This window comes from Vibrio sp. AH4 (assembly GCF_030710545.1).
Classification (GTDB): domain Bacteria; phylum Pseudomonadota; class Gammaproteobacteria; order Enterobacterales; family Vibrionaceae; genus Vibrio; species Vibrio metoecus.
In genome coordinates this window covers 285,908-300,898 of sequence record NZ_JALAIV010000003.1, presented here as the reverse complement: position 1 = coordinate 300,898, position 14,991 = coordinate 285,908, and the positions used below count along the sequence as shown (strand labels likewise).

Sequence of the window (14,991 nt, the reverse complement as noted above, 5' to 3'; positions counted from 1 at the left end):
CGAGAATTAAGATTACTAATTGGTTCTCTAGGTATATCAACAAAAGAGCTATCTAATTCATAGATTATTTGAGCAATACCATTTGGTACGTTTTCTATTTTTGCATACCCATTTGCATCAAGAGAGCCAAAAACTTCACGCCTATCACTTAATACTGCTTTATATTTCGCAGTAGCTATGGGTTCTAGCTCACTATTGACATAATAAAACTCCATCGTGTTGGGAGTTAATTCCTCAAGTAGCTGTTTTGCATTTAATGGTGGTAAACCACCATAAGCGCTACCGCTGCCTGCACTGCCGCCCGCGTTTAGGTTAATGGCAGGACCGACTAAGTGCACGCCACCTGCATCGACTTTTACAAAGCTGCCCCCTGCTTTTAGGGTTAACTCCGCTCCGGCTTCAACCACGATTTTTGCGCCGCTTTTGAGTGAAATCTCTTTGCCCGCCTCGACAGCAATGCGTTGCCCTACTTTGTGTTGTCGTGACGCGCCGACTTCATGGCTGCTATCGAGTGCGATTTTGCTACGGACTTCACCTTCAACCGTCAAATGTTGGTTGCGCTGAATGCGAGTAAAGCGATCATTGTCCACAGTGAGATGCTGATCGTGGCGAATCACTTCGGTGTGATCATGCTCAATCAACGCATCCCAATCTTTTTGCGCATGCAGCAAAATCTGTTCGCTGCCCGCTTGATCCTCAAAACTCAGTTCGTTGTAACCTTGCCCTTGATGAGTCTCAGTGCGCAGCACGGTTTTGGTTTTGTGATCAGGCAAGGCGTAAGGCGCGGTATTGGTCGCATGGTACGTACGACCCGTGATGATGGGTTGATCCGGGTCGCCATTGAGGAACGAAACAATCACTTCATGGCCAACTCGCGGAATCGCCATGCTACCGTATTGGCTACCCGCCCATTCTTGTGCCACTCGCACCCAGCAAGAGCTTTTTTCGTTGCTACTTGAATAGCGATCCCACGGGAAATGCACTTTCACACGACCAAAGTTATCGCAATAAATCTCTTCACCTTGTGGCCCAACCACGGTGGCGATCATGGGGCCATCCACTTGCGGCTTAGCACAAGGCCTTGCTCGCCAAGTGATGTGAGCAGGGATAAGTTTTAGCTGATTGCTATAAGTGGTGGCACCTGAACCGCCCTCTTCTTGTAACGCTTGTGGCTGCGTCCCTTGGTGATTGGCTTGTACCACGAGCCAATCTCGATTCATTGCGAGATCAAGGTGATCTTGCAAGTCAAAACGTACTCCAGCCAACAGCAAAGGTTCGCCACTCTTCGCATAAGCCAGCAAAGCATCGCGGCGTAAATACTCTAAGCGAATTTGGCTAAAGGCCTTGCCATTTGCATCGTCTTTGTAGCGTCCCGGAGCATCAAAATGCTCATAATTTGGCTGCTGATAAGCGATGTCTTTGCCCTGCGTGCGCTGAGTAAATCCGTAAGCAGGCTTTTTAAAGCTGTAATCCTTTAGCTCGGTATGGCTCACTTGTGCGGTGGTTTTGAATTGCAGATCGACCACATAAGGGAGATTGATCTCGCCACCCGCCAGCGCATTATAGGGTACTGGCTTGGCTAACTTTGGCTGATTATCAGTGCTGTCAGTAAACAGTAGCGTGTGTTTCTGCGCCTCATGTAGGTGGCTGTAAACCAAGCCTTCTTCGGCGGCGATACGGTGTAAAAACTGCAAATCCGTTTCACGGTACTGCACACAAAACTCACGCCGGGCACACTCACGCTTAAGGGCAAAGGCGTAATCTTCAATCCCCATCTCTTGCAGTAAAATAGAGATAATCTCTGGCACGTTTTGCTGCTGGAAAATACGGCTATTACTACGCAGAGAAAGCCTTTCCAACGCAGGAACTAGCGTTAATGAATAGAACGTATGTCGATGGCCGGTATCCCCTTTGCTGAATTGACGCACAATACCGTTTATCTGCTGCACCACTTGCCCGTCACGCAGTATAGTAAGGTGCGCAGTTTGATCGACAAATTGCTCAGCCGTGAGGTTGCTTAGCGCACTGGCTAAATCAACCTGATAGCGAAAACCATAGCAGGGCTCACTGCGCCATACAGAATCAGACAAGGACTCTTGCCCTTCAAATCCGCGTACGACGAGGGATTCATCCTCAAGGCCATCCACTTGCAATAGAAACTGTAACCTAGCCATCCCATTTTCCTTGTTCGCTTTTTATCGACTGCGTTACTAAACGTCACAGCCATATTAGATTGGGTGAAATCATGTGTGACAGAGATTGGCAAACTCAGTGCCAGCTTTTTACTCATGTTTCCTTTGTTGTACCGCAGTTTACTCTCATCGATGAGCAATCCTTTGCCCCAGCGAAGCAAAAAACTGCCTATGAGCGAGTTTTTGCCTCAACGGCTCACTCAGCCATCACTGCAACAAAGTCGCATCACCGATGCGCAGCTCAAGCTCGGCAATTTTCCAACTTAAGCTATCCAGCCTCTGTTTAAGAATCGCGAACTCTTTTTGTGCATTAGGAATATCACCCTGTTCAAGAAGGCCCTGCACATAATCGACACGGCCATAAATAGGAGACAAACTCACAGCGAACTCTTCTAATGATTTGGTCTGCTTTTCCAACTCAGCCCACTTTCCCCGCTTAGCCAGTAATGCGATATTGGCCATTTTGGTACGAATTTCGCTAAATTTAGCCACAAACAGCGCGGTTTGCTCCAATGCGGCTTGTTGCTGCAAACCAAAGGTCTGGCTTAGCGTATTCACTTGCTCATTATCAGGATAGAGTGTGCGTAATAAGCTCAGTTGGCTTATGGCCTGTTGTTTAGGTTCACTGAAAGAAGCGGCCAAATTTTGCTCTAACGTAGAGCGATAAAGAGGGACCAGATCACGCTAATGCCGTTCACTTAAGGTGAGCGGCATTGTATTTTCTAGGGTATCGGCTTGGCTTCTTCTTCACGACTCTAGGGAAGGCTCTTTCTCGCCTTGGCTCAAGTATTAAGCTTCCACTCATTGCGTAGAAGTTTTGCAGTTGCCTTGGTATTGCTCCTGGTGACGAGTAGGGAAGTCCCACTATTAGGCGCATGATGTGGGCTAAGGCTCCATTGAAGCTCAGTTGGTATGGCAAGTAGTCTCCATTCAACGTATTACACATCTGCACCATTTGATATCTGACTAAGTTGTATGTCAGGAGTATTCCCCAGAGCTCTTGTCTCACCAGCTCTGGGAGTCGGCTTCGCAGTGTAAGACGGTTACCAAGCATGTATTGCTTTTGCTCTCGGTACCCCTGTTCAATTTCCCAACGGTATTCATATAAACCGACTATATCTGATTTCGGATAACGCATCGGGTCAACCATTGAGGTGAGAACATCGTATTGTTTCCCCTCTTTAGCTCTCGTGATTAAACGTACCACTACCTCTTCTTCTAGCTCTGGCCATTTCTTACGCGCTTGCGGGTTACTCTTCAGTTTTATCAGTTTATCTTGTCGGCCAAAAGACTGAACAACTTCATAAATCAGCCCTTTTTTCATGGGGATAAGCCAATGTCGATTGATGCCTTGCGAACACCATGCTTGAAGTAAACCTAGGGAGTAAAAGCCTTTGTCGAAGAGCGTTAAGCTGTTATCGGGGGTTGTGTCGATAAGCTGCTCTGCCAGCTTCATTTCATTAACGGTATAACAGCCAAAAGCGCTGCCTGTGATTAAGTGACTGCTCAGCTCCATCTGACAGACCATACGTACCTGTGGGTACTGTGTTTCTTTACCATCCCGATTAGTGGGCTTAGCAAACGCTTCAGCGTTATCTTTTGAGTCTTCTGTTCGCCATAAAACCCCATCAACACCCAGTAACGTAAGTCCGTTCCAGTTTGGTAAGTTAGCCTGTTTGAACCAATGACGTTGCGTACACTCAAAGAGCGCTTTAGCCGCTGACTCACCAAGGTTTTTTCTTCGCTGTGTTAATGCACTTGGAGCAACGAATGGCTTGCCTGTGCGGTCAACAATATCGAGCATATTTACAATGTCAGCCATGGATTTATCGTTATAGATAGCCATGCCAACCAGTAACCATGCCATCGACTCTAAAGTGAGCTTTCGTTTTCTTAGAGTCACGGTATCCGTAAGCTGATAAGCACTATTGATGAGTTCAATGGGCAGGAGGTCTGCGAGTGTTTCAACGTGATTGGGTTTATAACTGTTGATGATGTCGAGGGCTTGAGAAACGTGCATAAAAAAATCCGATAAACAGGGTCTACCGGATTTTTACATACAGGCAGGATCGTTCAACTGATCTGCCGATTAAAGTCTTAACTGATCGGCATTAGACCAGATCACGCTGCCAACGCTCTCGTTCAGATTGAGATGACTCTCGAATAAGTGCTTGCGCTTGCTCCGCGTGATTCAGCACCGTGACCAATTGCGGTTGGGCATAAGGTGTGGTGTAAAACCAAGGCCAAGCCCAATATCCCGCGATCACTCCTAGAGCTAGTCCCACTGCACCAAACATGCACAACCCATAACCGCGCTGCCAAAATTTCGGCTTGGGCGGCTGAACCTTCTCCTGCTTTTTCAACAAGCTGTGGTACTGAGTTTCGATTCGATCGATATGCTCAAAGAGAGCAAAACCCACCCCTTCAAAGTCCACTTTGTATTCGGTTTGTTGCTGCTCAAATAGCTGGTGTAACCGCTCACAGTGTCGCTCAGCACGATACAAATCACGCAGCGATTCGTGAGTCGGTTTCAGTGCTTTTAACTCCTGCACCACACGAGCATTGACCCAATCGAGGATCTCTTTGCGCACTTTGGCACTTTTCACATCACACTCACCTTGGTTGGCAAGGCTCGCACTCATCAGCTCCATGCCTGTGGCATAACCCGCCAGCCCCTGAGTTTTCAGGCAGGCTACCGCATAGTAACCGCAGATCAGAAAGTCCATTCCTTGGTTACAGGCAAGTTGTTCACAGTACTCTTTTACCACTTCCCAATCCGTGCCCCCAGCAATCGGATTGAAACGACGATTGATCTCCTCACGAACCTTTGCATAAGGCTCTAATCCACGAATCTCCTCAGAATCATTAGTTAATCGGTAGCAAACGGAATCAATAAAAATTATGTTGGACATAACAACTTCGTCCTAAAAAAGCCAGAGCGAGACACTCGCTCTGGCTACTTATTAATAGAGTGTTTTAGACAACTTGAACGACTTGAACAGACGTTCAGTAAATGGGTTTGCATCGGCTTCTGAGTTGATGCGATAAATCATCTCGCCACCATCGACGATAAACTTAAAATCAACCGAAGTCGGGCTTGCAGAGACAACATCACCTTGATCCAACAAGCGGAAGAACGCCCACGGGCCTTGGATCTGCAAACTGCGTGGCGACATATTGGTTTTAGTCGGGATCAAGGTCACCTTCGACACCGCCGAATCACGCAAGGTATTCGGCCAAATCAGCTCAACGTTTTCACGCGGGCCGTGGCTATACGCTAGAAATTGCCCATCCACATTCAACACACTGCGACGTTTGTTGTTACTTAAACTCAGCGGCTCAACCGAGAAGTTCACATCAAGAATGCCCTTGCGGTTAAAGAATGCTTCACGGATTTTCTGCGCCTGTTTGATTTGATCCAAGACTTCTTTGCGAATGATGGATTGCGCAGAATCATCCTCAGCTACCGTAATATTCTCTTCGATAAACATCTTCAACTGGTGGTTGTAGAAATTATCCAATGTGCCATTCGGAGCAAAGAAAGATTCGAAATCTTCCAGAGAAGCGTCTTTACTGGAAGTGGGATTAAACGGATAACGTCCAGCCAGCTTGCTTTGGAAGGTTTTGTACACATCTTCCGTCCAGCGGACTTCAAGATGTTTGATCGCTTCTTGCTTTACCACGTACCAACTTTCATCGGCCAGTTTCGTCATCATGGTATCTAATGGTTTAGGCAAACCAGATGAGATGCGTTTCAATGTGTAAATCGGATCAGCATTGACCAATTTAACGCGCGCTTTGGTTGCATCTAAAGCCGCCATTCCTACATCCGGCGCATCTTGAATCGATTTTAAATAACTTTTCAATTCATCGACTGATGCCAACACTTCTGTCATGTAAGCCGGTTTGCTGCCTACCGGTTTCAGCATGCCATTAAGATCCGCAAACGGGGTTTCGATCATCGAAGCCACTTTGTATTTCGGACTTTTCAGCACTTCTTTCAGTGCCGATTCATCTTTAGGTAAAGCGCTATAAAGCTGGGTATTACCGTCTAAAGTGCGCAATAAGCGTTGCATCGGTTCAAGGTTACTGGTGATGTTTTCCAATACCAGTACCGCATCGTTGATGTCATTGAAGTATTTCACATCAATTTCATTAAGCGCTGCTCGCCACGTATTGGTGTAATCCGCGACGTAAAGGTCACGAATTTTATCGCGCAGGGCTTGCTTATCCGCCTCGCTAAATTGCGCCGTTTTGCTTTGCCCTAAAACCCAACTGTCAATCAGTGCGAGCTCAGACACCGATTCCGATTGCGGCATAAAGTAGTCATCAAACCCACGTTTAGTGAGCATCTGAGGAATGTATAAATTGTTGCTATTGAGCACACGTTCTTCAAACACCACATCGAAAACCGGCCCAATCAGGCTGCGTAGATTGATCGAAGGTCCTAATACTGTCTGCGCACTCAGCTTTAAATTACGATATACACGCTGATCGTTCGGCATTGAACCGAGTTCAACCTGAGATCGAGCGATCACTTTGTCGTAAGGGCGCATCACCTGCTCTGCCCCTTTATTCCCATTCAGACGTTCTGTCGTCAGGTCAGTATGGCGCATCGCATAATCTAAGTGGCCCAGCAACTCTTCTTGGATCTGGCGCTGACCGGAGAACGACTTCTGCCAATATTTGGCAAAATAATCCATCACGTAATCTTGGTAACGCCCGCTCTTATCCACCAACATGCGATAAACGCGCAGCACTGCCAGTTTCTCTTCATCGGTCTGAGCTTGATTCAGAGCCACCACGACGTCCGCCATGAGTAAAGGTAAGAAGCGAGTCTCTAACAAATTAAGGTAGGTTTCTTCCACTTTAGGACCAATGGTGTGCCCTTGGTACAGGCCGAAATCGGAAATATACTGTGGCTTGTCACGGAAGAAGCCGAACTCAAGTGTTGCTTCACGGATCTTGTTCAGCGGCTCTAACACCTCTTGTTGTGAGGCTAAAGATCGGCTGGTCGGGAACTGCTCTTTATACTGGTTGACTTTCGTCAGCACTGTATCCGCGTGCTGCACGTTATTGAGGTAGTTACGATGCCAAGTACCCGCCAGCAGTAAAGTGGCGATCGAACAAGCAACAAAAGAGAGCAGCATTAAACGCCGTTTGTTTTTGGCCACTCGGAAGTTGTCGGAAGCGAGACCAGCTTCAGGATAGATGATGTGAGTAAACAGTTTTTGCGTGAAATAAACGGTTGAATTCTTCGCGCGTTGCGCGGTATTGATTGCATGTGAAAGACCGTACCGACGCGATGCCGCGTCATCAAAAGCGTTGGTCGGAACCCCTTGTTGATAAACAGAGGTGAAATACGCCCCACGCACCAAGGCAGACGTGGAAAACTGATCACTCGCCAATGCTTCTTGGAAAAATTGTTGCAAGATCTCTTTAAGACCAGAAATTTGGCGAGTAAAACTGTAAATCGCGTTTCGCTCTTCCAGCGTCATCGGGGCTGAAACCGCATGGGGCAACATGGTATTCATGCGCTCCACAAACTGACCGTATTCTGTGGCAAACTCTTCCAACCATGAATCTAAGTTATCCACCGAATCCATCGAAAAAGTAAAGCCAAGCACTTCTTCGCGCTGGCTTTTGGTGTAGTGCTTAAAGAAAGGTTCAAAGCCATGCAGCAGATCGAGCTTAGTCAACGCGATATAAACCGGAAGGCGAGTGGATAAGGTTTCCATCAGCTCACGCAAACGAGCACGCAACAAATTAGCATAAGCTTTGCGCTCAGATGCCGTTGCAGTCGCGAGATGAGAAACATCCAACGCCAAAACGATCCCGTTCAATGGTCGTCGGCTACGAGTGCGCTCCAACCAATTGACAAAGTGCATCCATAGGCGGCGCTCCAACGCACCATCATTTTCTTCACTGCGATTGCCTTGGGTAAGCAATTCACCATCAGGATCAATCAGTACCGATTCATCACCAATCCACCAGTCAAACGAGTACGGATTTTCACTTTTTTGTCCAGAAGCTCGCATCACCGAAGAGAACACAAAGTTCTGCCCAGAGCGGTTGATCAAACTGGTTTTGCCGGCATTTTCTAAACCCAGTACCAGATACCAAGGCAGCGCATACAAGTAGTTATGCTTATTCAGGCTCTGCTTCATATTGAGCATCACCTGATTCAGTTCCACTTCTTGTCGCTCTTCGTAGACTTTGATCGGGTCTTGGCGCAGCTGATCTTCGCGTTTTTGATCCGCTTTGAACGCTTGCAGCTTACGCCACTGCCAAATTCCCCAGACCGCTAAACACCCAAGAGTAAACAAGCTGCTCGCCATAACGCGAGCCATCGTCGACTCTAATGGTTTATAACCAGCCACCTCTAGCCAGGGGCCGGCCCACCAAATGGCAACATTCAACAAAATGAATGTAGTGAATAGCAAAATAGGTAAGGCTGCCACGACCGTGGGTTGAAAACGCCTTACTATTCCGACAATGAATTTCCACATGAATTGTGTCCTTGTTTACTCTGACGTTGTATATCTTTGAATTTGTTCTACTAAACTCGGCTCCCACTCAGGTACTGACAGAGTCGTGACCTGAGTAAACAGAGTTTGATACTGCTCATTCGCCATGGCATCGAGATGATTTGCACGCAACAAATCTGCCGATAGCAATCGCCAATAAAATTTGTCGCGAGGTTCAATGGCACTCACTAGGCCATCATTGAGCATCGAGAGCGCCACGGCGATTCCGCCTTCTTTGGCCAGTTGAAACGCCTCTTTACGCTTCTCTTGCCAATCCCCACTGACGGATTGCGCCGAGCCTTGGTGCTGGCCTGCGCTCGCTAACCACTCTTTAACCGCATCGCTGACAAACGGCTCACCCCCTTTGAATTTGAGCTCAAGCAGCGAAGGTAAACGGCGTAAGAAGTTTTGTGTTTCCTCAACGATCGCTTGGCACCAATCACTTTTTCCCAGTTGCTGGGCGATGGTGTAACTCATCCACTGCCCCTCAAACCAATAAGGCGCCATGGTTAGGCTCTGCTCCACTTTGCGCCACAGTGCTAAGTCAGGATGACGCAATTGATCTTGGTAATCTTTAACCCGATCCGCTTGCATGCTGCGTAGCAGGGTTTCACCATCAGGTTTATGATCGGGCAATGAGGTAATGCTGCCCCACACCGCAAAACGGCGCAGGCGAATCGACAGCGCAATCCCAAACTCTTGTTCGGCAAGAAAATCTGCCACTTTGAGTAGCGTTTGTTTCGCCGCTTTGTCACTCGAATGATCGACCACCATACTGGCTGTTGGTGAAGAAGGGGCGACACTCGGTGTTTCACGTTCAGAGCTCTGCGCAGCTACTTGTTGACGCTGTTCCGCACGTTTGATTTCCGACTCAATACGCACCACAACGGATTCGACCAGATCCGATGATAACCCTTGCTTTTCAACCGCTTGCTGCCACTCTCCGACCGCAGCTTGCAATGCTTGGCGATCAGCTTCATCCAAATGATGAAAATCGAACTTTTCGATCACTGCCGCAAAACGTTGCGCCATCTGGCTAAAGAATTTACGGCGCGGCAAATTGCCACGAGCCCCCGGCGCGGGGTAACTGTCATTCCAGTATTGGTTAAGAAATTCACTCATCACAGCAAACGAGGTGATGAGGCGTGCTGGCGTCACTTGGTTATGCAAACACTGCAGTAAATACACCAACAGCTTAATGTCTTTACTCTGCTCACCCAGCAATTTGAGTGTGCTGTGCTCCACTTCATCCCACTGCACTGAAGCGTGAGATAGAGAACCCACTTTCATCATTTGATCTTCGATAAAATCAAATAATGGATGATCGACCAAACGTTCACCCACAGGACTACTGCCACTGATCGGTTTAGCAATACATTGACGATATTCGGTCATTTCCATACTGCCCCCTTACCAACCACAACGTTCACGCAGTGCATCAAGGGCTTCATTTAACCCTCGTGTATCAAACTGCAAGCCATCAGCAAAAGGCGCATTCGAACGAAGAAGGATACGAGGTTCACTCGCCGCCAATTTCATCATCTCAATTGCGGGCATGCCACGTGCCGAAGAGAACAGGACACCATGATCATCGCTGCGCCAGAACTGCTTTTCATGTCGAATAGAGACTTGAATACGAGCATCCGCCACTTCTTTGGGCAGCGCAAGTTCAACTCGACTCAAGTTGTTAATGCAACTGAGCAAGAGAATGGGTGGCGTTTGATCAACCGCCACTCGATTTTGCGCAGGTAAGGCAATCCAAGCACTGCTGCCTTTGCCCTTTCCTTCCGTTACTAAAGCCCAGCCCGACTCTGAGACGGGTTGAGCTAAAGCAGACATTGCCCGCTGCCATTCAGCAGGATAAGGATTGGTAGGGGCGGCCACTACCGTTTCTAACGGGGTCGCGAATACGCGGTCAAAACAGGCTAAACGATCCAAACGAGCCGGGATTTCACGACATTGTTCCGCTTGTGCCACAAGCGATGCTGAGGATTGTGCCCAAACCGCAGAAGTGGACAAACCAAAGAACAAACTGGCCACGAGAGTAGGTATTTTCATGGGGTTTTGATCTCCAGTTTCAGGCACTTATAGGCCAAAGTACGCTTAGGAATACCCAGACTTTGCGCAGCTTTTGCGCGATCGCCAGAAAAACGAGTAAGACGTTCGCTAATGATCTGCGCTTCATATTCATTCAGCGCCTGCTTCAAATCATTGATGACGGCAAAGTCCGGTTCAGTGTTCATCACAGAGGGATGGGATGTTGCCGGAATTTGCAGGGCAGAAGAGTTCACCGGGGCAGATCCATTTAAGCACTCCATTGCTTGCAATCGGTGCGCAAAGCAACTGGCTTCCACTTCGGTACCATCGGTGGTTTGCGCGCAACCAAACTCAATTAAATGCTTCAGTTCACGCACGTTGCCCGGAAAGTCATACTGCTTCAGGCAATCGATCGCACGATAGTTCAAGCCACGAATACGCGTGTTGTGTTGTAAATTAAACACACGCACAAAATGCTCACCCAGCAGTTCAATATCTTCCAAACGTGCCGCTAACCGCGGCAACGTGATCGGATATTGGAACAAGCGATAGTAGAGATCTTGGCGAAAGGCTTTTTTGCGTACCTGATCGAGTAAGTTAACGTGAGTGGCAGAAACAAGGCGAAAGTCGGAACTCAGTTCTTGCTTGCCACCAAGAGGGCGAAAAGTGCGTGACTCTAATACCCGCAACAGCTTAGCTTGCAAAGTCAGCGGCATATCGCCGATCTCATCCAAAAACAAGGTTCCACCATTGGCTTGAGCGATCAACCCTTGTTTATCTGAATCCGCGCCAGAAAATGCGCCTTTGCAATACCCAAATAACTCACTTTCTAGCAGGTGCTCAGGGATCGCCGCACAGTTGATCGCGACAAATGGCGCCGACTTACGTGAGGAAAGCTCATGCACCGCTGCGGCAACCAACTCTTTTCCCGTTCCCGTTTCACCTTGCACCATCACAGATAACTGAGAATTGGCGGCAGAGACAATCTGCTCACGCAGTTTTTGCATGGCCGCACTCTCACCAATCAAAGTGCGCGATAACGCATTCGCGAGTGAGCGTTGCGCTGAATCACGTTCTATATCGGTCAAGGATTGCTTCAACGCTAAGCGGTTTTGCTCTTCCCGTTCCATCTCATTGAGCAACGACCATTGTTGCGAAAAGACATCGACAAATTTCAGGAAATCGTCATCGGCAAAAGCATTCACAATGCCGTGACTTTCGCCCATCAATAATAAAATGGAATGCACTTGGCGTGTGCTCATCGGCAAAGGTTGCACCCAGACCGAATCAAACATGCCCACTTTGGCCGTCAACTGGCTAAAGGTTCGATTAGATTGCCAGAAAACCAATTCTTCTGCGGTTAAATGCATGGCATTGGAAGATTGCAATACATGGGCAAACGGCACATCAAAATCGGTAACAGACCATGCAAGCTGACGCTGTGGATCATGAGGCACAAGCAAGCGTCCATCAGATGATGGTAACAACAAAAGGCTATCACTCAGATCCAAACCTTGAGTCAGCAGATCAACAAATTGCAGCGCAAGCTGGTGGGATCGTCTCACTCCCACCAATTGAGTTGCAAACGTCAGCCATTGACTCATGGTTACGCCACCTCTCCAATAAACTCACCCTCTTCCGCCGCTAGGCGAATACGCTCAACGGGCGCTCTTTCCGCTAGCTTATTGAGCAGTGCTAACGAGACAGGAGGGAGCAGTTGACCTTCAATGATCGCCTCTAACATACGTGCGCCATTTTCACTCCGTGTCGCACGGTTCAAGATCTCTTCAATCAAACTCTCTTCAATCACCACTTCGGCGTTGTAACGCGTCTTGAACAGTTTTTCGAGGCGAGTCAGTTTGCCACGTACAATCTGTGCCAACACTTCTTTACCCAATGGCAGATAGGGAATCACTTCCATACGCGCCAACAGTGCGGGTTTAAAGAAAGCGGCCAATTCTGGATAGAGTGCTTCATCGAGCTTGGCAGGTTCATCGGCATAATCGACTATGGTTTGGTAGCCTAAGTTCGACGTGAGGAAGAACACGATGTTTTGGCAGTCGATGACTCGACCTTCACCATCAGCGATTTCCCCTTTATCAAAGCCTTGGTAGAAGATATTTAAAACTTCTGGATGAGCTTTTTCTACCTCATCGAGTAGAACCACGGAGTAAGGCATCTTACGGATAGCCTCCGTCAGCACACCGCCTTCACCGTAGCCAACATAACCCGGAGGAGAACCAATCAAGCGTGAAACAGTGTGTTTCTCTTGGTATTCAGACATGTTGATGGTGGTGAGAAACTGCTTACCACCGTAGAGTTGTTGCGCCAGTTGCACCACGGTTTCCGTTTTACCCACACCGCTTGGCCCAACCAATAGAAACGCGCCTTTTGGACGCCCAGGACGACGCAAATCCGCACGCGCAGTCAATAGATGGCGATGTATTCGTTCGATCGCCGTCTCTTGCCCTTTAATGGCTTGACCTAAAATCTCCGTCAAATGAGTTATTTTATGCAGCTCATCGGTGTTCATTTGATCCACTGGAACACCCGTCCAATCGGCGATGACTTCAGCAATCTGGTCTGCATCGACTTGGGGGTGCATCAGGCGCTGTTCATGTGCAATCGCTTCAAGGGCCTGATACTGCTCTTGCAGTGCCGTACGCACTACAGATAAATGGTCAGGATCTTGCGCTTCGCTTTGGCTCAGCTCCATAAGCTCCGCTCGCAGCGCAATGATCGATTCGACCAAGCCTTTTTGCTGTTGCCAACTTTCCGTCAATGCGGCTTTTTCCGCTTCATCGGTCAACTCTTGATTACGCAAAACATCAAGACGCTCACTATCGACCTCTTGCCCTAGGAATTGCGCGCGCTGCAACATGTCAATTTCTAACTGACGTTGATGGCACAAGGTTTCCAATAGCGCTAAACGTTTAGGCGGGGTAGTCATGTTGATCGCGATACGCGCGCAAGCGGTATCCAACACATCAATCGCCTTGTCTGGCAGTTGACGGCCAGAGATATAGCGAGCCGAAAGCTCAGCAGCCGCTTTTAGGGCATCATCCGTGATCAGCACATTGTGCGCCTGTTCATACACGCTATTGAGGCCGCGCAGAATATCCACCGCTTGTTCAATGGTCGGCTCATCGAGTTTGACCAACTGGAAACGGCGCGTTAAGGCAGGATCTTTCTCAAAATATTTTTTGTATTCTTTCCAAGTGGTTGCCGCGACCGTGCTCAATTCTCCACGGGCTAATGCCGGTTTAAGCAAGTTAGCGGCATCACTGCCCCCTTCTTGGTTGCCTGAACCAATTAAGGTGTGTGCTTCATCAATAAACAAAATGATGGGCTTAGGTGACTGTTTGATCGCATCAATCACCCCTTTTAGGCGTTTTTCGAACTCCCCTTTCACCGATGCTCCCGCTTGTAAACGGCCAAGGTCTAGCGCATAAAGTTCAACATTTTGCAGTTGTGTCGGCACTTTTCCGGCAACAACCCGCAGCGCCAAACCTTCAATCATGGCACTTTTACCGACACCGGCTTCACCCACAACTATCGGGTTGTTTTTGCGGCGGCGGCACAAAATGTCGATCATGAGGTTAAGTTCATTTTCACGGCACAATACGGGGTCCAGTTCACCGTTACGCGCTTGTTCAGTCACATTGGTGCAAAAACGTCCTAGAGGTGTTTCCGCAGCCGCTTGCAGTGGGTTCGCGAGAGTTTTCTCGCTCTGCTCAACGGCGGTTTCGGCAGAATCACTCAAAATCATCACAAAGTGTTTTTTTAAGTTTTCGCGGTTGATGCCTTCAAACAGGCTGATCAATTTAAACGAAAGGTAACGATCCGCGCGCGTTAATGCGGCCAAGAAAATTGCGCCTGAACGCAGCTCATTTTGGTTAAGCTCTGTGCTCGAAAGCAGCCAAGCCTCTTGTAATAATTCAACAAGCAGGGGCGAAAACGCGGGATACGTATCGAGTACTTGTTCACGACTGTAGGTCGATGCGATCGCTTGTTTGACTTGATCAATGTCTAGCCCGGCTTGCTTGAGCACAAGGCGCACATCCGATAGAGGGTTATCCAGTAACACATCCAGATAATGTTCGAGAGTGACTTCCGGATGCTGGCGTTCAATACAGAGCGATGCGGCTTGCTCCAGTGCTAATTTGCTTTGTGCATTCAGTTTTGCAATAAGAGTGGGTAATTCAATACGGATCACAACGTACCACCTAGCCTAA

General features: G+C 48.2%; 6 protein-coding genes and 3 pseudogenes. All 9 read right to left on the bottom strand.

Translation table 11 applies throughout. From position 1 onward, the window contains the following. Window positions 1-266: 266 nt before the first annotated feature. Window positions 267-2,174 (bottom strand): annotated as a pseudogene (locus MKA69_RS14465) (type VI secretion system Vgr family protein); the annotation flags it as partial. Between the two features lie 225 nt (window positions 2,175-2,399). Further along, window positions 2,400-2,873, bottom strand: a pseudogene (locus MKA69_RS14460) (type VI secretion protein); the annotation flags it as partial. 13 nt (window positions 2,874-2,886) lie between these two features. Continuing rightward, window positions 2,887-4,212: an IS4 family transposase gene (locus tag MKA69_RS14455; RefSeq protein ID WP_305847582.1), complete on the bottom strand. Its 1,326-nt coding sequence runs from the start codon at window positions 4,210-4,212 to the stop codon at window positions 2,887-2,889. 94 nt (window positions 4,213-4,306) lie between these two features. After that, window positions 4,307-5,104: pseudogene (locus tag MKA69_RS14450) on the bottom strand (type VI secretion system ImpA family N-terminal domain-containing protein); the annotation flags it as partial. A gap of 51 nt (window positions 5,105-5,155) precedes the next feature. Next, on the bottom strand, window positions 5,156-8,701 hold the full coding sequence (tssM, locus tag MKA69_RS14445) for a type VI secretion system membrane subunit TssM (protein ID WP_095468684.1): 3,546 nt from the start codon (window positions 8,699-8,701) through the stop codon (window positions 5,156-5,158). Window positions 8,702-8,716: 15 nt separating this feature from the next. Continuing rightward, complete coding sequence (gene tssA, locus MKA69_RS14440; protein WP_055029347.1) at window positions 8,717-10,120, bottom strand: type VI secretion system protein TssA; 1,404 nt, start codon at window positions 10,118-10,120, stop codon at window positions 8,717-8,719. 9 nt (window positions 10,121-10,129) lie between these two features. Next, window positions 10,130-10,777: a type VI secretion system-associated protein VasI gene (gene vasI / locus MKA69_RS14435; RefSeq protein WP_305848357.1), complete on the bottom strand. Its 648-nt coding sequence runs from the start codon at window positions 10,775-10,777 to the stop codon at window positions 10,130-10,132. Next, entirely contained in the window at window positions 10,774-12,360 is a 1,587-nt protein-coding gene (locus MKA69_RS14430; RefSeq protein WP_055029346.1) for a sigma-54-dependent Fis family transcriptional regulator, read from the bottom strand. The genes vasI and MKA69_RS14430 overlap by 4 nt, the downstream gene beginning before the upstream one ends. Before the next feature lie 2 nt (window positions 12,361-12,362). Further along, a complete protein-coding gene (tssH, locus tag MKA69_RS14425; RefSeq protein ID WP_305848356.1) occupies window positions 12,363-14,972 on the bottom strand; it encodes a type VI secretion system ATPase TssH in 2,610 nt (869 codons plus the stop codon). Window positions 14,973-14,991: the final 19 nt, after the last annotated feature.

Coding starts and splice junctions, on each gene's coding strand:
- MKA69_RS14455 (WP_305847582.1), bottom strand. CDS start 4,212: ATGCACGTTTCTCAAGCCCTCGACATCATCAACAGTTATAAACCCAAT.
- tssM (WP_095468684.1), bottom strand. CDS start 8,701: ATGTGGAAATTCATTGTCGGAATAGTAAGGCGTTTTCAACCCACGGTC.
- tssA (WP_055029347.1), bottom strand. CDS start 10,120: ATGGAAATGACCGAATATCGTCAATGTATTGCTAAACCGATCAGTGGC.
- vasI (WP_305848357.1), bottom strand. CDS start 10,777: ATGAAAATACCTACTCTCGTGGCCAGTTTGTTCTTTGGTTTGTCCACT.
- MKA69_RS14430 (WP_055029346.1), bottom strand. CDS start 12,360: ATGAGTCAATGGCTGACGTTTGCAACTCAATTGGTGGGAGTGAGACGA.